The following is a 20,502-nucleotide window of genomic DNA, read 5'->3' on the forward strand; positions in this document are numbered from 1 at the left end:
TGGCACAGTTTTTTTGTAGCATTGTAGGGGTAGACGATTCTTGATAGATTTGTATAAAATTGGCGCGGTATTGGTTATAGCGTCAACTAGCCACCAGGGCAATGATAGAAACCATCTGTTCGTTAGCTTTACGAGCCGCTGATTAACCCGTGAAAAAAGTTCTATACCTAAGTCTAAGCCTGCTTCTGACCACTCTTCTCATTGAGTGTAAGGAAACCAATGAGTTTTCGCCCGGAGCGAGCGATGCACGCATTACGGGTACATGGCGTCTGACCGAACGGCGTTATCCCGTTGACAGTGCGTATTACTTATTTGACTCGGTTTTTGTGAAAGGAGCCTATGTGGTAGACTCTACATTTACCAACGGTCATTATGTAAAGGATACTGTTTTTGTGAAAGACCATTATCAACGGGATTCGATTTTGGTCTCAAAATCAATCGATTCAACCCAGAAGTATTCGGTAAATCCAGCCCAGACGCTCACCTTTAGTGCGGATGGTAAGTTAAGCGCCAACGGGGCCGAAATGTCGTACTACTATCCAATAAAATACTTTCGGGTCGATTCAACCATCTCGGATGGCTTGGGTATTAATCTGTTTATTACGACCAATCGGGCTACCGTTCCATTTCGACAGGGCGTAGCTTTTCAAGGGGATGTATTGACGCTACTTCCCCGCTGCGACAGACTCTGCTATTCAAAGTTCGTCCGGGTGAGGTGAGCCACTACCTCATTGCTTAGCCGCGGTGAAGCTTACGGTTGTATTGTTGAACGGATAGTTCGTTACTGTTAACAGGGCTGTAGTCCAACTGCCCACTTTAGTTGTACCGCTGTATAAGTCAATAGCGTTTCCCGACTGTTGCAGCGTGATCGTTTTTGTCTCCGAAAAAGTTGAACTCCCTGATGTGCTTGCTGTTGCATAAGAAAGCGTTAGGTCTACTGTATCCAGCGCCACCCCATTTCGAACCATGATGACCGTACCATTCACAACCGTAATGGGTTGACTGTTTCCAGTAATTGTAATGGTCGTTACCGCATATCGACCAGAAACCCGGGAGGCCATATCGGGGTCTGGTATAGTCTCTGTTTTTTTGCATCCAGCTAGTAAGCAGATAATCAACACGAGAAGCCAGCTAGTAAGGAATGTTACGTTTAAGCGCATAGGAATAGGAAATAAAGCTAAAGCCGGGCAACGGCTTTAGCGAAAAGCTTATGATTAATATCCTGTTTATACGTTTTAATCTTTCCGACGCCAGGAGGAATCTCAAACTTGACTAGTGTAAAGCTTGAGATTCCTCTTAACGAAACTTATCCTTGCCGCTGCCAGCCTTGCGCCCGAATAGGCGTCTGTTGACCGGCTTTTGTTGCCAGTACAATTTTTGTTGGGTCGGCAGTAAGGTAGCCTATGGCTGTGATGCGGGCGTTCGTTTCCAGTTTTTCAAACGCTTGCGGACGGACCGTAAACAATAGCTCATAGTCTTCACCTCCATTCAATGCAGCCGTTATAGGACTGATTTTGAATTCGTCGGCAGCTAAGTGTGTCTGGTCGTCGATGGGTAGATTCTCGTCAAATACCACCGCTCCCGTTCCCGACTGATGGCAAAGGTGGAGAAGTTCTGAAGCCAGTCCATCCGAAATATCGATCATAGCCGTAGGCCGAACGCCTAAATCGCGAAGTTCGTGAACCATATCGGTGCGAGCATCGGGGCGAAGTTGCCGTTGAACCAGATAAGCCCGCTCTTCTGACAGATTAGGCTGCATATTTGGGTCGGCCAGGAAAACCTGCTTCTCGCGTTCTAGTAATTGCAATCCCAGATAAGCTGCTCCCAGATCGCCGGTTACACAAATAACATCATTGGGTTGGGCTGTATTTCGGTAGGTGATCAGGTCTTTGGGTACCTTTCCCAAAACAGAGACCGAAATAATCAGGCCTGATCGTGAGGATGAGGTGTCGCCACCCACCAAATCTACATTGTAGGCTTCACAGGCGGCCCGAATCCCTTCATACAGTTCATCAACAGCCTCGACCGGAAACCGACTACTAAGTCCGACACTAATAGTTGCTTGTATCGGTAAGCCGTTCATAGCCGCAATATCCGACACGCCAAACGTCACGGCTTTGTAGCCAAGATGTTTCAGTGGTACGTAAGTCAAATCAAAGTGAATGCCTTCTACGAGCATGTCGGTCGTAAGTAACCCATAATCATCACCCCAGTCAAATACTGCGGCATCGTCGCCAATACCGTAAATGGTTTCAGTGTGAGTAGGTATAGGTGTTGCCTGCCGAATCCGTTCGATCAAGCCGATTTCACCAAGCGTATTTAAATCAGTCATAGTAACAAACAATGGATAATGATTAATGTGCAATGGATAATGAATGGATTAGTGTGTTCATTATCCATTGTACATTAATCATTATCCATTAAAAAGCCGTTCCGATTGACATACGGAACGGCTTTTTTTACGAATTGGTTTGCGGAAATCTTAGGGATTTGTCAGCGTGTACACGTTTGTGGTGTTGCCGGTTTTCTGGCTGGCTGTTGTCCGGGTAAGCTTCAAATTGTTATCATCAATGGAGTTAATCGTAAATGTGATTGTTCCATTGTCGCCGGTTGGCGAAGGGTTCAGGTTCGTCAGTTTTAGGGTATTATCGTCGGGTAGAGAATACTGTCCGGTGAATGTATTGCCGTCATACTCAGTATATTTAACCGTTGGTGCAGCGCTCAAATCAAGTTTGAAACTGGTATAGTTTCGAATGTTGCTGGTGCCTCCTTTCGTATAAACAGTTGAGCTGTTTTCATCCACTTTGCTAGCTGTCCAGACTTTGGCGATGCGTTCCGAAACAGGAGGAACCTTATTGCCATTGCAGCCCATTAACAGGCTAAATAAAGCTAAAGCTGAAAGGAAAGTGGTAAAATGAGTCTTTCTCATAGTTAATCAAATACAAGGTAATCAGAGTGGCTAAAGTTACGCTAATTTTGTTGGCACTCGCAAAATTAATGCCTAATAATTCATTTGTTTGAGTTTACGGACGTATGCCGCCAACCCCTACTTCTTTGCCGTCTTTCACTCGCTCACAGTTAGCTTTACGCAATGGACAGGATCGGGACGACATCTGGTGTGCCTATGAGGGCACCATTTACGATCTGTCGGCATCACGACTATGGCGCAATGGTAAACACTACGAACACTGGGCCGGGCAGGACCTCACCGACGAACTAGCCGATGCGCCCCATACAAACGCCGTTTTCAACCGTTTCCCGGTAATTGGGAAATTGGTATAAGTCAACGTTACCCATAAACCATGAACACCCTTATTGCTGATAGCGGCTCCACGAAAACCGACTGGCGTCTTGTTGACGACAACGGAATCGTTCATGCTATTCAAACGGATGGATTCAATCCATATTATCAGACAGCCGCTCAAATGGCGACTACACTACAGAATCAACTGATTCCACACCTGAAAGAGGCCCTGGTTACAAAGGTTTTTTTCTACGGAACGGGCTGTACTGGCCCCGCAGTGAATCATATTGTTGCTGATGCGCTACAGGACGTGCTACCCGGTTTGCAGCTTGTTGAGGTGAATAGCGATATGCTGGGAGCCGCTCGGGGCGCGATTGGCCATGAGGCTGGAATAGCGTGTATTCTCGGCACAGGGTCAAATGCCTGCTGTTATGATGGTAATCAGTTAACCCGAGGTATACAGTCGTTGGGCTTTTGGCTCGGCGATGAGGGGAGTGGTGGGTATCTGGGCAAAACGCTCGTCCGGGATTTTTTTCAGGAGCGCTTACCAACTGATCTCCGTGAGGCTTTCCAGACCCGCTACGCACTTGATCGGCCAACGCTGCTGGAAAATGCCTATCAAAAACCGTTTCCTAACCGCTATTTCGCTTCGTTCACGCCCTTTTTATCTGATCACCTCACTCACCCTTATATAACTGATTTGGTAACAGAAGCCTTTGCCCTATTTCTGACAACCTATGTCAAACGGTTTCCCGAAGCGGGTTTCTGGCCGGTTCATTTTGTGGGTTCAATTGCCTATTATTTCGCTCAGCCGTTACAACAGGCTGTAAAACAAACAGGCTTAACAATAGGTAGTATCCTGAAAGCTCCTGCTGAACAGTTAGTTCAGTTTCATCAATCGCCCGCTTGATGTACCTTTGTGGGAAAATTTTAACACAGAGGAACGGAGAAAAACATAAAGGTCAAGGAGTATTCCTGCTATTCTCTGTTCCTCTGTGTTTGAAGTACAACAACCTGAATAGTAATGGCAAATCGGTATTTTTTGAAAGTAAAAGACATCGTTCGGGAAACGCCCGATGCGGTGACGATAAGTTTCTGGCACCCCATCAACGAGGAAATTCGCTATCAGCCTGGTCAGTTTCTGACCTTTTTACTCAATATCAACGGACAGAAAATTCGGCGTTCTTATTCAATGGCCTCATCGCCCCATGTCGATGTGTCCTTATCGGTATCTGTAAAACGCGTGCCGGGCGGACTGGCATCCAATTATCTCTGCGATCGTATCCGACCCGGCGACATACTGGAAACCCTGGAGCCTATGGGCACCTTCGTACCAAAGCTCGATCCACAGAATCGACGAACCATTATTTTGATTGGAGCAGGTAGCGGCATTACGCCTTTGTTCTCGATGGCCAAGTCGGTGATGCACGTTGAACCCAACAGCCGGATTTGGCTTATTTACGGTAACCGGAATCAGGAGTCTATCATTTATAAAGCGCATCTGGATGCAATGGAGCAGGGGTATGGCCGGTCACGTTTCCAGGTGACACATATCCTGAGCCAGCCCACATACGGCTGGACAGGGCCTGAAGGGCGCCTGAATCAGCACACGCTAACCAAATTGCTGGATCAGTTACCGGCTTCCGAACGCCAGAATGCTAGCTTTTACCTATGCGGACCCGATGGCATGATGGCCGAAGTTCGATCTGCATTGGCTCTAGTTGGTATTTCGACGGAGCACGTTCACAAAGAAAGTTATGCAACCGCGCCGGTTATGGCGGGTGATGTGGTGGAGGAACCCCTCACAGCTGCTGACAGTGGTACACCCGAAGTCACAGTCCTGTATGAAGGCAGCGAGTATAAATTTGCCGTTGCTCCCCATCAGACTATCCTGGAAGCGGCATTGGATCTCGATATTGACTTGCCGTATTCCTGTCAGGCGGGCATGTGTACGGCCTGCCTAGGCCGTTGCACCTCGGGTAAGGTAAAACTGGACGAAGAGGATGGTCTGTCTGAATCGGAACTGAAAGCAGGTTATGTATTAACCTGTGTAGCTCATCCCGTTGGGCCAAATGTGGTCATTGAGATAGAATAGTGTAGTACCGGGCGTCCCGCCGGGGTGTTGAAGACGCAAGTATAGCCCATCGCTACTACCTCACTCTTTCACACCTCGGCGGGACGTCCGGTACTACCTTACTCCGGTTCTTGGACTTTCGGAGCCACGGCGGGTTTTGGCGCTGACCGAGGAGCGGTTGCTCGGGCAGGGGGGGTAGGGGCGATGGCAGGAGCCGACTGGATACGTCCTGTGCCGCGTGTGGGTGCTGCCGGAGCTACGTTAACACTTGGATAAGCTGGAGCCACTGGTGCTGGCGCTACCATAGGACTAGGTGTGCGCATACGCATAGCACGTGGAGGGCGAGGGGCACGTATTGAGCCCGACCGGCGCATATCAACATTAACATCCATGTCCATATCGGATAAGTCTACAGATAGTCGAGATAAACTTTCTCCGTGCCGCTCCATTTCTTCTGATAAGCGTTCCATTTGTTCATTCAATTGCTGGGATTCGCGTTCTAATTTTTCCAGGGGTTTTCGCGCTTCCATCAATTTAGCCTGTGTAGCTTCCAGTTGCTTATTGGCTTCTTCAATGCTAGCTTCCTGTTTTTTAATTTCTGGTTCCAGAGCCGCTACCTGTTTCTCTAGTTCATCTAGGTTCTGCTTTTGTTTTCCATCCTGATACATCACCCGCCGTTGTTTTTCGATCAGGGCATTTCGAAGCTCCATCAGTTTTTGTTTTCGCCATTCCACAATCTGCTGGCTTCGTTCTGATTCTTCAATTGGAAACTGCATTTTCTCCATCTGAAGATGTAGCGCCTGAAGTTGCCGTGATCGCTCAGCCATAATCTGGCTCAGGCTATCGAGCTGCCGTTGCTGGAAAGCTCGCTGTGGGGCTAACGTATCGTGGATGGATTTAGCTGTAGGAATCGAAGCAAAGGCATCATTAATAATACTATTGTAGTCAACTTTGGCCAGTCCTTCCACCGTTCCATCCGGGCTAAGAGGAACATTGTTCAAGGCCGATGCTACAATAGAGTTATAGTCAATATGCGATAACCCTTCGGCTAATGAATTCATACCTCCATCAAACGCCTGGTTTTTTTCGATGATCGTTAACAGAATGTCACGATCCGGTTGCTGAACGGTATCGAGGGAGAGTTGGCCAGCCATAACCTGATTAAGCTGGCGTTGCAACTTCGCGACACGGGCAGCGGGTAATTTCTGCCCTTTCCAGACAACATAGCCAATCTTCTGGCCGTCTACCATACCATATTCTGAATTGCTATCTACCTTATGTCGGCGGGTCGAATGGGCTGGCTTAGGTTGTTTGGCCTCTGCCTTTGGCTGATCGTGTTTTTGTACAGCATAGACAGACACACTCATCAGCAGAATAGTAGCGAATGTTAATCCGGCCAGACTGGCGTTCGAGACGAAGGGGCGGGTTGGTACACCCAATACCCGGCGTACCCGGTGTAGCAAGTGCTGCCGTTTTGAGGCAAAAGCCATGGCCAGAGCGGGAGTTTGCTCCACTTGTATAAGCCGCAGTTCTTCTACTCGGGCAAGCGCTTGGGCTAGTATGCGACCGTCGCCCCCACAGGCCTGAACCGCCAGATCGTCGCAGCAATGTTCGCGCTCTTCACGAACCCGCGCTGATAACCACCACAAGGCCGGATGAAAGAAATAAAGCACCTCAACGACCGATTGCAACAGATTGACAGCATAATCGTGCCGTTTTATATGCGCTAATTCGTGCGCTAAGACAGCTTCTATTTCACGAAGGGATAAGCTCGTTGCCAAGCCAATTGGTAGTAGTAAAACAGGCTTGAGGATACCTACGACCATTGGTACGGCAATACGTGCCGATTCACGAACCTGCACAACTGACTGGATGTTCAATACCGAACGAAGTTGGTTGGTCAGGATTCCCCAGTTTGTTGTAGCGGGCTTTGTAGCCGTTTTACTGAGCCGTTGCAGATACAGCCAGCCACCTGCTAGCCGAAGACCGAACAAGGCCACTCCAATCAGGTAGATCAGAACAAACTGGCTCAGGTGATTTTCCAGAAATAACTGCGTTTGCTGGTGCCAGGGTAAAGTTTGGGTCACGGTCTGCCATCGAACCAGTTTCGCATAATGAATAGTGGTGGGGACTATAGGCGGATTAACCACCGCTGGCTCGTAATACCAGACGAATGTAGCGCCTGATGCCAGCAACTGGGTTAGTAAGGTAAATACACTTACCCGATAGCGCAGCGTACTCGATTGATTCCGAAGGAAATGCAGAATCACCGCAACGGGTAGAACCAATGCAAAACCCTGCCAAAGTGCGTGAAGCAGCGTCCAGCCCAATGCATCCACCACCGGATTCGACAGAAAATGGAAAGCGTTCATGAGTTATAGGAAATCGTTAAGTGTGAGTAAAATCAGTTTGTTAGTTTACAAAATCAGACTAATAACAAGCCTTCAGATCAGAGGATAGTGACAAGGGAAATCGCAAACGGTAGAAAAATCATGTCAATCAGCTCAATCCTGGCGGCCGGTGTCCCGGTTCAGGTCACTTAGCAGATTTTTAATTTCATCCAATTCTTCACGCGAGGCTTTGTGCTGACCCAGTATCTGCATCACTAACTTTGAGGCCGACCCCCGAAAAGCCGTTTCAACAAAGCGATCTACTAAATTTCGCTGAGTATCTTCCTCACTTACCGCTGCGGTGTAGGTATGAGAACGAGCATCTTCCTGGCGGGAAAGCAACCCTTTTTCATACATGATCTGCATAAGTTTCAGTGCGGTTGTATAGCCTATATCCCGGCTTTGGCTCAATGCATCGTGTACCTGACGTACCGTGCTGGGGCCATTGGTCCAGAGTACATGCAGGATTTCCAGTTCGGAGTCGGTTGGTTTCATAATTGATCTACGAATAATTTCGTAGCAAACATATACGAACCGTTTCGTAGTTGCAAGTTTATGAACAAAAAAGTTTTACAATGGCTTATTTATCATTGATTCTTGTGGATTCTGTTTGGTCTATGTTTCTTTGACCGTACGGGTGACAGGCTCTATATACACTACATACAAATCGCATTCAAAGAGAGTAGGTCCACAGCATCAAAAGGATCTCTAGAATTTTATTAGTTAACAATGACTACGAACGAAACACTACCTATTCCAACTCGTCCTGCCCGGCCATTTATTGGCGAGGCACTTACCCTGCAAAGCTGGGATGATGTTAAATCGCTTTTTGATAACCTGCTGGCACGACCGCTGCACAATGCCCAGGACCTGCGCCAGTGGTTAATCGATCGGAGTGAACTCGAATCGTATTTATCTGAAGATTTTGCATGGCGCTATATTCGGATGACCTGCGATACGGCTAATGAAGAACTGGTTAATAATCTCAACTTCTTTATTGCCGAGATTCAGCCACCCATGACTGCTTATGGCAATGATCTAGACTTGAAGGCAGTTAACAGCCCATTTTTGAGTGAGTTGACCGACGAAGGCTACGATATTATGGTTCGGGGTATGAAAAAAGCGATCGAAATTTTTCGTGAGGAAAACATTCCGCTTCAAACCGAATTACAGACCGAAGAGCGCAAATACGGAGCCATTGTTGGTGCTATGACTGTGACTATTGATGGTAAGGAAATGACCCTTCCCGCAGCAAGTGACCGTTTGCAATCGACAGATCGGGCTGTGCGCGAGGAAGCGTGGCGTAAAATCTGGGAACGACGTTATCAGGATCATGAAGCCCTTGACCAACTGTTTGATCGGTTACGCACGCTCCGGCATCAGATAGCGGTCAATGCCGGATTTGCTAATTTTCGGGACTATTCGTTTGCGGCTTTAGGCCGGTTCGATTACACGCCCCAGGATTGCTTCAATTTCCATGAATCAGTAGCCGAAGCTATTGTACCATTATTGAATGATCTGGCCAGCGAACGAGAACAGAAGCTTTCTCGGTCCGACGCTTCGGTAGATCCATTGCGGCCCTGGGATGCAAAGGTTGATGTGGAAGGTCGGCCCCCGTTAAAGCCATTCGCAACGGGTGATGAACTGCTGGAAAAAGCTATTGCCTGTTTCGATCGACTTGATAAGGAATTAGGGGATGATCTGCGCATTATGCGGGCCATGGGTCACCTTGATCTGGAGTCGCGGAAAGGCAAAGCGCCTGGTGGTTATAATTACCCGCTCGAGGAAATTGGTGTGCCATTTATTTTCATGAATGCTACTTCCAGTTTGCGCGATTTAGTGACGATGGTTCATGAGGGTGGCCACGCCGTTCATTCGTTTCTAACGCGTGAACTGCCTCTAAAAGCGTTCCGAAACCCGCCTATGGAGGTAGCTGAGCTGGCCTCTATGAGTATGGAATTGCTGTCAATGGATCACTGGGACGTATTTTTCGATAACCCTGACGAGCTACGCCGAGCCAAATTGCAGCATCTGGAATCTATTATCGAAACGCTCCCCTGGGTAGCAACAATTGATAAATTTCAGCACTGGATTTACGAAAACCCAACGCATACCGATGCGGAGCGACGTGAAAACTGGCTGCGGATTTACAATCAGTTTGCCGATACGGTGACAAGTTGGGATGGATTCGCTTTTTATCAGGAGTACATTTGGCAGCGGCAGCTTCACTTATACGAGGTGCCTTTCTATTATATCGAATACGGAATTGCCCAATTGGGTGCCATTGGTGTGTGGCGGAACTACCGACGTGACCCTGCTGCTGGGCTGGCAGGTTATAAAAAAGCACTGAGTCTGGGCTACAAGGCCCCTATCCGTGAAATATATGCAGCCGCCAATGTTCCATTCGATTTTTCCCGTGACTATATACGGGAATTGATGCAGTTTGTGGGAGATGAAATCAGGAAATTAGGCTAACTGAGGTACTTGTATACGGATGTGAGCGAAAAAAACTGACGACTAACTACGATTGACAAGGGACTGTTTCTTATTTTTGTCGAATTAATTCGTAATCAAGTGGCTATGAAACGCGTACTCAATATAAGTTTGTTGGCTGTAGTAGTAGTATCGATGGCATCGTGCGACTATCAAAAGTATAACTCCGTCCGTCAGGCGGATTATCGGGCAGAAGATTTTCGCTCCGATTACCGGGCTGGGGACCCCGAAGTATATGGAACAGGTAAAGATTCGGCAGCCGTTCAATCAAAATATACGTACACGCCTAATCCTGAGCTAGAGGCAAGGACTCAAAAAATTCGCGAGAAGCTATTCGGTGCTGGTTCTATTGCACAAGGTAACTAAGAGCTACACCGGTACGTAGTATAAGCACCGTTAGTTATTCCTTGAAATTTTATTTTTCGAGCCTGGGAGTCGGAATTATCATCTTTTGAAATTCCGACCCCCAGGCTCGAAAAATATTTTTTTGTACCAAGTTTATAGTAACTGGTTGTACAATATAATTTGCACCTTAAATTTTACAGTAAATTTAAGAGCTGCAGCTGGTTAGCCGTAACTAATTTCTGTATCAGCCCATTCCTATGCCTGTCTATACCCATTCAAACTCTACAAAATTTACATTAAATAACTATGCTGCCTATTTACTGATATTAATTCCTATATTTTTATTTTATAGTTTATTTTTTCATTTTTTGACAAATATTCCTTATATAGATGACTTTTCATGGTACTTTAATTTTATAAATAAATTTGATAGTGCAAACGCTTTTCAGGATAAGCTACATACCTTTCTGGATCCGTATAATAATCATCGTCATTATTTTCAGCGGCTTCTAATCATCCCATTTGTTTACTTAACAGGACAAATAAATATCTCTTTTTTTATCATAATAGGTAATATTTCCTTTATCGCTTTTCTTTCTACTATTATACGAAAAACCAATTTAATTGGTAGTGCTGTATTAGTTTGGCTCGCTTTTCAGCCTATTTCGTTTATGAATTATTATACCTTTGCTTTTTTTAATTTACCCGTATTTCTATTTTCATTACTCTGTATTCGATTAATGGTTCAGCAAGGGACCTTAAGATGGATTATACTGTTAGGTCTTCTGGCCACCTTCTCCAATGGAAATGGACTATTGGTCTGGCTACTGGGGATACTTATTTCACTTGTACAGAAAGATGGTAAACGATTGATTGTTTACGGCGCAACGCTTTCTTTATTAGTACTAGTTTACTCCCTACAAGGTGGCCAGGCAGATTCTCCGCGTGTTATCGATGTGGAATTTATCAGCCATGCTCTTCTCTACTTCATTCAAATTCATGCTTATTTTGTCAATTGGCCAGATTATGCCCTGCCCTGGATACCACTACTTATTGGGACCGGACTTTTATTGATAGTAGGTTATTTAGTGATAAAAAATAAGCCATTTTACTATAAGTCTGAAAAATCATATTTATTAGTTTACCTGCTATTCCTTTCGTTATCGATGGCCTTAATTAGCTTTTTAAGGTCTTCAGTTAATGGACTAAATGCCAATGTAATTGATCACTACAAAATTTATCCCTGCCTTTTTTTAGGCATTCTAATCTATTATTGTACAGAACAAAAAAGTTTAACAACTTTCTGGAAATATTCTTTCGTGGCTATAAGTATTTTGATCACACTGGTAAATTATACGATTTATATTCCCCGAATGTATACCCATTTTACTAACCAAGTAGCTGATGCATTGAACTACCATTCAACAAAAAAGTGGCTTTTTTATCCAGTGATACAGGGCAAAAAGGAGTATGAGTTTGTTAATACTGTATCTAACGCTGTAATTAAAAAAGGGTATTATTCGGAGATTGAACCAAGTTTTACCGAAACTAATACTCGCTACGAAGCCAATGCTGATTCCACTAAGTCAGGTCTAATTTTACGTGCAGAAAATTTGACTTATTCTCCATTTTCCGAACATGCATTCTTCGTTGTAAACTGTGGAGGCTACCAATATCATTTCCCCGTACTGTCTGATCGTTCCTGGAAAGATATACTACGGTTTAGGTTTCAACAGACGAGTATTAACGCAGTTATTGACTGGAATGCATTAAATGAACCTTGCCTGAGCCACTTTGATAAAATTCGATTTGCACGCCTAAAAAATGGCTCTTTAACCTATTATCCTTTATCAGTTGTCGCTAAAAGCCTTACTAAGTAGTACATAATCTATTACCGTTGGCTATTTTGTGCGCTAGGTTTTTAGGGGAAATTATAATCTTTCGGGTTTATTGAGCTACTTTTACCGAGATAAATAGTATTTTTCATTGATTCCTTCTTAAGAAATCACCATAAAATCATGAAAATTGCATTAGTTACGGGTTCTGCTGGTTTAATTGGCAGTGAAGCCGTTGCCTTTTTTGCTGACAAATTTGATCTCGTTGTTGGGATTGATAATAATATGCGGCAGTACTTCTTTGGAGCTGATGGCTCAACGGAATGGAACCGTAATCGTCTGGCTGACGCCTATTCTAATTACCAACACCGTACCGCTGATATCCGGGAGGTTCCTCAGTTGGAAGTGATCTTCAAGGAATTTGGTACGGATATTAAGCTGGTTTTACATACAGCAGCACAACCAAGCCACGACTGGGCTGCCCGTGAGCCGTTTACAGATTTTGGGGTGAATGCCGTTGGCACCCTCAATATGCTTGAAATGACCCGCCTACACTGCCCCGAAGCAGTCTTTATATTTACCTCTACCAACAAAGTGTACGGTGATAATCCTAACTTCCTGCCGTTGATTGAAACGGAAACGCGCTGGGAAATCGATCAGAACCACCCGTACTTCGAGAATGGTATTGATGAGTTCATGAGCCTTGATCATACCAAACACTCTGTTTTCGGTGCTTCGAAAGTGGCGGCTGATATTATGGTGCAGGAGTATGGTCGTTATTTCGGGATGAACACCGGTGTGTTCCGGGGTGGTTGCCTAACAGGACCGAATCACTCGGGAGCCCAGTTACATGGATTCCTCTCGTACCTGATGAAATGTGCTATTACGGGAAATCAATACACCATTTTTGGCTATAAAGGCAAGCAGGTTCGCGACAATATCCACAGCTGGGATTTAGTGAACATGTTCTGGCATTTCTATCAGAACCCACGCCCAGGTGAAGTGTACAATGCGGGCGGTGGCCGGTATGCCAACTGCTCGATGCTCGAAGCAATTGCCCTTTGCGAAGAAATTTCGGGTAATAAAATGAATTATCAGTACTCAGAAACGAACCGGAGTGGCGACCATATCTGGTACATTTCTGACCTCAGTAAATTCAAACAACATTATCCTGGTTGGCACTGGACGTTCGATCTGAAAGAAACGATGAGCCAGATTCATGATAGCATGGCCGCCCGCCTGGCTTTGTAAACTAATTGACCGTTCAAGAAGTGCAATAAGACAGGTTGATTAGCAACGATTTAATTTTGTTGACTTGTAAGGTAGTCGGCCTGCTTTATTAACATTGTAAGCAATACCTGAATTTAATGATCTGGCAAAAAGAAGGACTGATTTATAAACCCGATGGCTCGCAGCCATTTAGCCGAACCCACGCTCAGGTTCCGTTTGGATATCCCATGAAGGATAAGGTGCGGGTTTATTTCTCTACACGCGATGAAAACGTCTCATCGGCGGTATCGTTTGTTGAACTGAATCCCGATAATCTTTCCGAAGTCGTCTATGTACATGACAAACCCTGCTTAACAAAAGGGGCCGTTGGCATGTTTGACGAAACAGGAACAATGCCTTCCTGGTTTTTGCCAGTACGGTCCGCCGATGCGGGTGACGAAATCTGGTTATACTATACCGGCTGGAATAAGAGTGAAACGGCTAGTTATCGGCTTGGAATTGGTCTGGCCATTAGTCGGGATGGTGGGTTGACGTTTGAGCGTAAGTTTACCGGCCCTTTACTCGACCGCTATATGTTCGATCAGGTTTGGGTAGCTCAGCCCTGTGTCATGCGTGAGGAGCAGGCCGATGGCTCAATTCGGTGGAGGATGTGGTACCTGTCCTGCACCAAAATTGAAGTGATAAACGGTCATCCGGAGCCATTTTATGACGTAAAGTATGCTGAATCAACAGATGGTATTCATTGGGAGCGAACAGGGCATGTTTGTGTAGGTTACGATGAGTTTACCGATGCTATTGGTCGGCCTACGGTTTATAAGGACGGGAATTTGTACAAAATGTATTTTTCCTACCGGAACGCAACCAACTACCGTACCGACGTGCAGCGTAGTTACAGGATTGGGTATGCCGAGTCAACAGATGGTATTAACTGGGTAAGGAAAGATGAATTGGCAGGCATAGAGCGCTCGGCTGATGGTTGGGATTCAATGATGATGGACTATTGCCACATTTTTTCTCATCAAAATCAGTGGGTAATGTTTTACAATGGAAATGGCTTCGGCGCATCTGGATTCGGCTATGCAACGCAACCCAAAACTGACTAAAATCAGGCTAGTGGAATTTGCATTTTATATAGACAGCATCCTACTTTGTACCAAATCAGTAAGCGAATAACCATGAAAGAAGTAGCAAAATACCTTATAAAAGTTGACGCTCAATTCAAGGATGGCCAGATCGTGCCCGAGATTCCGTATGAAGAGGTAATGCGGTTAGTCAACGAACCAAATATTGTTATTATCAAAACCGGTATTCCAGAAGAGACACTCCGTGGTGTGATTGAAGCCACTCACGCCTGGGCGTCCAAAACCCCTCTGGCCGAAGTTCCCGATCCATTCGATAATAACCAGCATAAGCAACGGTTGCACATTGCCAAGATTCAGCAGGCCCCGCAACTGTTTCATGATCACACCTTCGATGCTATCCTTGACCTTGAAGAGCCAACACAACAGACGTTGATGGGCGTTTTTACACCCATGCGTCAGTTCTGGAATAACCTGACCGGAAATAATGAAGAATATGGTATCCGTAAGGGACAGCCTTATTTCCATCCACAGGTAACACATTATCCATTAGGCGGCAGTTTCTTCGGTCGGCACTGGCACCCACTTAATCCACAAAAAGTAGGCACTATTCTGGCATTAAATCAATACGGGAAAGACTACAATTCAGGTGGTACGGGCTATGTGATCAACGACCATATTGTTGAGACAGAGGGCTTTCAGGACATTGGTGATTTGATTTTATTCCGCTACGACTTACCGCATTGGGTTAGTCCATCCAGCTTTGCTGACCGGTTTAGTTGGGACGATCCCGCAGGACGTTGGGTAGCCATTTTGCCATTTTACGATCCCTGGGCCAAACCTGCTGAAAAAGATGAACCTCAGGGTTGGAAAGCCCATATCCAAACGGCTAAAGAAGTAACCGTATAGGAAGTGAATAGATGAGAGTAAGACGTGAGAAACCGTAAGGAGTTTCCTTACATCTCACGTCTTACTCTTTATTATAAAACGTTATGCCAAAAGTTAGCGTCCTGATTATCACCTACAATCAGAAGAATTTCATCCGCGAGGCTATTGATAGTGTTCTGGCGCAGAAAACGACCTTCCCTATTGAAATATTAGTCGGAGATGATTTTTCGAGTGATGGTACACGGGAGATTATTCAGGAATATGAACGTCAATATCCCGGCCTGGTTATTGGCGTTTTGCATCCGCATAATATGGGTAAAAATGGGGGGATTAACTTTCTGGAGACCCTGAAGCTTGCTAAAGGCGACTATTACGCCTTAATTGATGGGGACGACTACTTGACCGATCCACTAAAGCTTCAGAAACAGGCCGATCAACTGGATGCCCATCCCGACTATTCAATGTCATTTCATAATGCATTGATCACCTATGAGGATGGTAGCCCTTCTCATGTACTCAATGGGAATGATATGAAGCCGTTTTATACGGTTGATGATCTGATTGGTGAGGATGAAATCTGGTTTATGGCTACCTCGAGTACCATGTATCGGAATAGCATTAAGGAGTATCCCTCCTGGTTTAGGGAATCGTCGAGTGGCGATATTCCGCGCTTAATTCTGAAAGCCAAACTCGGTAAGATTGGTTATGTACCCGATGTTATGTCGGTATATCGGAAAAATCGGGCAGGTGCCAGTTTTCATGACAACTATCGAAACGAAACATTTCTGCGTAACCGCATCCAAATGTACAGCGATATAAACCGTGAGCTCGACTATCGGTACGATGCGATTCTTCGCCGTAATATGGCTCGCTATTATCGGATGATGCTTGATGCCAAACAATATGAAGGTAGCTATTTCCGACGCGCTCGACTTGCTTTCAAGTATCTGTATATGGCAAAACCCGGCTGGGATAAAGCAAAAGACGTGATTAGAGACTATATTGTGCCCGGACCGCTGGCTAAACTCTACAGTACAATCCGCCTATTGCCTTATCGGTAGCCAATGCGGGATGAATTTAACCCCAATTGCGGTTTTATCCCGCACATGACTTTTTATGAAATTAAGCGTTGTTATCCCTGCTTATAACGAAGAGGAGTCGCTGCCACCAACACTGCGCATTCTCTATCAAACATTGGCCAAGCACGGAGTTCCTCACGAAATCTGCGTTACAAACGATAATTCGAAAGATGGTACGCTAAAGGTACTGGAACAATTGGCCGCCACTGAGATTCCAACATTGGTCTATTATACGAACCCAGGCCCGAACGGATTTGGATACGCCGTACGCTATGGCCTGGAACGTTTTTCGGGCGATTGCGTGGCCGTGTTTATGGCAGACCTATCTGATGATCCAGAAGATTTAGTGAAATTTTACCACAAAATGCTGGAAACCGATGTCGATGCGGTGTTCGGTTCACGCTGGGGGAAAGATGGGAAAGTAATTGACTACCCTGAGCTGAAAAAATTTATCAATCGGGTTGCCAACTTCATTGTGCGGATCGTAATGGGAATTAAATACAACGATACGACCAATGCATTCAAACTTTACAAACGCGAGACGATTGAAGGCATTAAACCGTTTCTGGCACCCCACTTCAATCTAACAGTCGAATTACCACTCAAGGCTATTGTACGGGGGTATTCCTATGCGGTAGTACCCAATAGCTGGACAAATCGAAAATACGGTGAGTCGAAACTGAAGATTAAGGAAATGGGTAGTCGGTACTTCTTTATTCTGATGTACTGCCTGATCGAAAAATATTTCTCTCAGGGTGATTTTCGCAAAAAGTCAGCCACAGCGCCACCTCAGTCGGTAAGCCGGTGAGGTAGTGAAATTGGTGAAGTAAGTGAAAGTGAGTGGAGTAGGTGAAGTAAGTATTTGGAACATTAAGTGTTTCTAGTACTCACTCCACCTACTCCACTCACTTTCACTTACTTCACAACTAGCCAAAAATCCCCTTAAGGCCTGGAATCTGGTAAAAGGCAAGTGTTTGAACAACGGCCCAGATAACACCACTAATAAACATATAGAGTAAGAGCGGGCCACGTTTAACGCCAAAGGAAACGGCGATGATCGTTCCGCCAATTGGCGTCAGAATCAGTGGAGTCAGTAGAGCAATACCCGCCAGACCCGCCCGTCGCCAGATACGAATGGCCAGTCGTGTTCGTTTCGTAAATCGTTTAGGTGGCTCTGGGCGATATCGACGCCACAAAGCCTGTAAGGCCGCCCCAGCATATGCAACCACGATGACGCTTATCATCATGCCCAGTGTTGTACATACTGCCGTTTCGGGCCAGGTTAACCCCAGTGCGACACCCGAAAGTGGCCCTCCAACAAACTTAATGGTGCTGGCAATGATAACGGAAAGGTATTTGGCAATATGCATAACTGTGGTTTGTGCTGGAACAACGACGTAAATGTATCCGTTGTTCAATTTATATGCCGCTGATTCATTCTACTTACCCCGGTCCACCTGCCTATCAATACAATGGTCATTTGCAAACGGTTATTCCCAGCCTGACGCGTAAGGTGACGGGCGTTACCTATGAGCGTGAGCGGTTAACACTAGCTGATGGCGATTTTGTTGATCTGGATTGGATTGATACTAGCCGAAATCGCCTGGTTGTTTTGACGCATGGGTTAGAGGGAGATAGTAGTCGCCAATACATTTTAGGTACGGCTAAATTGTTTGCTCAACACGGCTATGATGTACTGGCCTGGAATTGTCGATCGTGTAGTGGCGAAATGAACCGAGCGTTTCGATTGTACAATCATGGCGAAATTGGTGATTTAGGGGAGGTTATCAATCATGCACTCCACACTAAACACTATAATGACGTGGCACTAGTTGGCTATAGCATGGGAGGGAATATTATGCTCAAATACCTTGGCGTTCATGGAAAGCAACTTCCCGATGTAATTAAGCGTGGGGTTGCCATCTCAGCGCCAACTGATTTAGGCGCTAGTGCCGTACTGCTCGATCGACCCGCCAACCGATTCTATCGGAATCGGTTTATGAAAAAGCTAATCACCAAATTAAGCCAGAAAGCTACCCTCTTTCCCGGGCGGCTGGATATGACTCAGTTGCAATACGTAAAAAAATGGCGGGACTTCGATGAGTTTTTTTCTGCTCCGGTCAATAACTATGCTGATGCAGACGACTTTTATACGCAGGCATCAGCCGTCAATTTTATGCCCGATATTACCGTGCCGACATTGTTGCTGAATGCACAGAATGACCCGTTGCTATCGCCTGAGTGTTCGCCAGCTTGGCTGGCGGAACATCATGCATCAATTTTTCTGGAAACGCCCCGTGTAGGTGGTCACGTTGGATTTCAACTTGCCCGCGACATATATACGTATGCAGAACGTCGTGCCTTATCATTCACACGGGGCAACTAACTGGAGAGAAAAATTGGAAAACCTCAATTCGTGGCAATTCGGACCAAATCATTAATCTGGTTAATAATCGTCGTATTATCTGGACTATCAATGTCCTGCCCTACAACCTGATACCCTGTCATAATGATATGAGAATCTGAGAAGGTTTTCGCCAGACGGTTTACGTAAGGCTGCACTTCATGGTTTGACGGGTGTGACGTTATAACGGTAAATAAATAATCAGGCTTGTGTCGCTCGTAGGCATAAGCTAACTCCTCAAATGGTAAACTTTGCCCCAGATAGATAACTTTATTAGAGCGGGCACGAATAATATAGTTCGCAAATAACAGGCTTATCTCATGAAATTCTCCCTCCGGTAGAAATAGCAGGTATTTCTTGCCAGTTACAGTGTGTTTGCTTTGACCATCTATAGCTACAATGATTTTCTGCCGGATCAGGTTTGTGATAAAGTGTTCCTGCGCTGGCCCCACGGATCCTGTGACCCATAGAGTACCGATTCGATTCAGAAATGGATAGATGATATGGATCATCGTGTTCTCAAATCCAAATTGAAGAATATTTGTGTTGATGATTTTTTCAAATCGGTCTTCATCCAAATCCAGCATAGACAAGGTGAGAGCATGGATTTGATCTGGATAAGTAACTTGTCTGTCCGAGACTTTAACCACTTCGCTGGCTAACTCATCTGGCGATAGCTTGGAGATTTCCGAAATTTTGTAGCCATGATCTTTCAATAAAGAGATGTTCAGAACAAGTTTCAAGTCCTGATCATCGTAAGTCCGGATATTGGTATCGGTCCGTTGGGGAGCGATAATTGCATATCGTTGCTCCCAGATGCGCAGCGTATGGGCTTTTATGCCTGAAAGCTGCTCTAAGTCTCTGATGGAATACGTGCTCATGAGATGAGATGGCTATGACCAAACAAGCCGCATGGATAGGAAAGAAGGTGAAGAAGCGTTATAATTTCTTTCCCTAATCAATCAAACCCATATATGATAACTAAACTGACTTGTTTAATGTTTGTCTTAAAAAGATAAACAAAATTACCGCCTAATCGGTATAAAGCAAATGAGGGGAATGGCTGTAAGGGCTGACTATTAACTTGTAAGGAATTAATCTATAGGTAAGATTCTGATAATCAATAGGTAATAATACTTACTCTAGATTCACAAACAATAATTTTTATTTCTCTACTTACTGTCCAGCCAGCCTGAACGTCGACTGAATACTGAATCTCAGTTTGTAGACAGAAGGGTAGGGCAATAAAAAAAGCCCCGATAAAATCAGGGCTTTGATCCAGGGTGAAAGACGGGGCTCGAACCCGCGACCTCCGGAACCACAATCCGGCGCTCTAACCGACTGAGCTACAATCACCATTTTTGAGAGTGCAAAGGTAATAAAAAGTGAAGAGTGAAGAGTGAAAAATGAAAAGTATTTTTTCAATTCCTATTCTTCATTC

The 20,502-nt window shown here is 45.3% G+C and carries 20 protein-coding genes and 1 tRNA gene; 13 read left to right on the forward strand and 8 right to left on the reverse strand.

Annotated elements, in window-relative coordinates:
• Window positions 1-149: 149 nt before the first annotated feature.
• Window positions 150-719, forward strand: coding sequence for a hypothetical protein (locus ACYVGO_RS05725; RefSeq protein ID WP_142776175.1), 570 nt, complete (start codon window positions 150-152; stop codon window positions 717-719).
• A 9-nt stretch (window positions 720-728) separates the two neighbouring features.
• Here ACYVGO_RS05725 and ACYVGO_RS05730 read toward each other — a convergent pair whose 3' ends face one another.
• From ACYVGO_RS05730 to ACYVGO_RS05740, 3 genes are all read right to left on the reverse strand, one after another.
• On the reverse strand, window positions 729-1,061 hold the full coding sequence (locus tag ACYVGO_RS05730; RefSeq protein WP_460968233.1) for a hypothetical protein: 333 nt from the start codon (window positions 1,059-1,061) through the stop codon (window positions 729-731).
• Window positions 1,062-1,306: 245 nt separating this feature from the next.
• Window positions 1,307-2,332 (reverse strand): thiamine-phosphate kinase, encoded by a 1,026-nt coding sequence (gene thiL, locus ACYVGO_RS05735; RefSeq protein WP_460968235.1) that lies wholly within the window; start codon window positions 2,330-2,332, stop codon window positions 1,307-1,309.
• 150 nt (window positions 2,333-2,482) lie between these two features.
• The gene (locus ACYVGO_RS05740; RefSeq protein WP_460968237.1) at window positions 2,483-2,929 is read right to left on the reverse strand and encodes a hypothetical protein; all 447 of its coding nucleotides are present in this window, start codon (window positions 2,927-2,929) and stop codon (window positions 2,483-2,485) included.
• Window positions 2,930-3,033: 104 nt separating this feature from the next.
• Between ACYVGO_RS05740 and ACYVGO_RS05745 the strand changes: the two genes are divergently transcribed.
• The 3 genes from ACYVGO_RS05745 to ACYVGO_RS05755 all read left to right on the forward strand — a co-directional run bounded on the left by ACYVGO_RS05745 (window position 3,034) and on the right by ACYVGO_RS05755 (window position 5,339).
• Entirely contained in the window at window positions 3,034-3,282 is a 249-nt protein-coding gene (locus ACYVGO_RS05745; RefSeq protein WP_142776171.1) for a cytochrome b5 domain-containing protein, read from the forward strand.
• 20 nt (window positions 3,283-3,302) lie between these two features.
• Entirely contained in the window at window positions 3,303-4,154 is an 852-nt protein-coding gene (locus ACYVGO_RS05750; protein ID WP_460968239.1) for an N-acetylglucosamine kinase, read from the forward strand.
• 114 nt (window positions 4,155-4,268) lie between these two features.
• Window positions 4,269-5,339, forward strand: coding sequence for a ferredoxin--NADP reductase (locus ACYVGO_RS05755; protein WP_142776169.1), 1,071 nt, complete (start codon window positions 4,269-4,271; stop codon window positions 5,337-5,339).
• Window positions 5,340-5,437: 98 nt separating this feature from the next.
• On the opposite strand, the gene ACYVGO_RS05760 is transcribed toward ACYVGO_RS05755, so the two are convergent.
• Together ACYVGO_RS05760 and ACYVGO_RS05765 are read right to left on the reverse strand one after the other, a co-directional pair.
• Window positions 5,438-7,690, reverse strand: a complete 2,253-nt coding sequence (locus ACYVGO_RS05760; protein ID WP_460968241.1) for a M56 family metallopeptidase — start codon at window positions 7,688-7,690, stop codon at window positions 5,438-5,440.
• A gap of 132 nt (window positions 7,691-7,822) precedes the next feature.
• A complete protein-coding gene (locus ACYVGO_RS05765; protein WP_142776167.1) occupies window positions 7,823-8,203 on the reverse strand; it encodes a BlaI/MecI/CopY family transcriptional regulator in 381 nt (126 codons plus the stop codon).
• Window positions 8,204-8,437: 234 nt separating this feature from the next.
• On the opposite strand from ACYVGO_RS05765, the gene ACYVGO_RS05770 reads away from it, so the two are divergent.
• The 8 genes from ACYVGO_RS05770 (at window position 8,438) to ACYVGO_RS05805 (ending at window position 17,465) form a co-directional block, all read left to right on the forward strand.
• Complete coding sequence (locus ACYVGO_RS05770; protein ID WP_460968243.1) at window positions 8,438-10,183, forward strand: M3 family oligoendopeptidase; 1,746 nt, start codon at window positions 8,438-8,440, stop codon at window positions 10,181-10,183.
• A gap of 105 nt (window positions 10,184-10,288) precedes the next feature.
• Window positions 10,289-10,567: a hypothetical protein gene (locus ACYVGO_RS05775; RefSeq protein ID WP_142776165.1), complete on the forward strand. Its 279-nt coding sequence runs from the start codon at window positions 10,289-10,291 to the stop codon at window positions 10,565-10,567.
• Window positions 10,568-10,803: 236 nt separating this feature from the next.
• Entirely contained in the window at window positions 10,804-12,426 is a 1,623-nt protein-coding gene (locus ACYVGO_RS05780; protein ID WP_460968246.1) for a hypothetical protein, read from the forward strand.
• 138 nt (window positions 12,427-12,564) lie between these two features.
• Window positions 12,565-13,632, forward strand: a complete 1,068-nt coding sequence (locus ACYVGO_RS05785) for an NAD-dependent epimerase/dehydratase family protein (protein WP_460968248.1) — start codon at window positions 12,565-12,567, stop codon at window positions 13,630-13,632.
• Between the two features lie 119 nt (window positions 13,633-13,751).
• Window positions 13,752-14,714, forward strand: a complete 963-nt coding sequence (locus tag ACYVGO_RS05790) for a glycoside hydrolase family protein (RefSeq protein ID WP_142776926.1) — start codon at window positions 13,752-13,754, stop codon at window positions 14,712-14,714.
• 72 nt (window positions 14,715-14,786) lie between these two features.
• Window positions 14,787-15,599: a hypothetical protein gene (locus ACYVGO_RS05795; RefSeq protein ID WP_460968250.1), complete on the forward strand. Its 813-nt coding sequence runs from the start codon at window positions 14,787-14,789 to the stop codon at window positions 15,597-15,599.
• An 83-nt stretch (window positions 15,600-15,682) separates the two neighbouring features.
• Window positions 15,683-16,639, forward strand: a complete 957-nt coding sequence (locus ACYVGO_RS05800) for a glycosyltransferase family 2 protein (RefSeq protein WP_460968252.1) — start codon at window positions 15,683-15,685, stop codon at window positions 16,637-16,639.
• A gap of 55 nt (window positions 16,640-16,694) precedes the next feature.
• Complete coding sequence (locus ACYVGO_RS05805) at window positions 16,695-17,465, forward strand: glycosyltransferase family 2 protein (protein WP_142776159.1); 771 nt, start codon at window positions 16,695-16,697, stop codon at window positions 17,463-17,465.
• Window positions 17,466-17,583: 118 nt separating this feature from the next.
• Here ACYVGO_RS05805 and ACYVGO_RS05810 read toward each other — a convergent pair whose 3' ends face one another.
• On the reverse strand, window positions 17,584-18,027 hold the full coding sequence (locus ACYVGO_RS05810) for a hypothetical protein (protein WP_460968254.1): 444 nt from the start codon (window positions 18,025-18,027) through the stop codon (window positions 17,584-17,586).
• 53 nt (window positions 18,028-18,080) lie between these two features.
• Between ACYVGO_RS05810 and ACYVGO_RS05815 the strand changes: the two genes are divergently transcribed.
• Window positions 18,081-19,043, forward strand: a complete 963-nt coding sequence (locus ACYVGO_RS05815; protein ID WP_460968256.1) for a YheT family hydrolase — start codon at window positions 18,081-18,083, stop codon at window positions 19,041-19,043.
• Between the two features lie 23 nt (window positions 19,044-19,066).
• Here the strand turns inward: ACYVGO_RS05815 and ACYVGO_RS05820 are convergent, their stop codons facing one another.
• Together ACYVGO_RS05820 and ACYVGO_RS05825 are read right to left on the reverse strand one after the other, a co-directional pair.
• Window positions 19,067-19,942 (reverse strand): MerR family transcriptional regulator, encoded by an 876-nt coding sequence (locus ACYVGO_RS05820; protein WP_460968258.1) that lies wholly within the window; start codon window positions 19,940-19,942, stop codon window positions 19,067-19,069.
• 400 nt (window positions 19,943-20,342) lie between these two features.
• Window positions 20,343-20,418: transfer RNA gene (locus tag ACYVGO_RS05825), tRNA-His, on the reverse strand.
• Window positions 20,419-20,502: the final 84 nt, after the last annotated feature.

Source organism: Spirosoma migulaei (assembly GCF_054776855.1).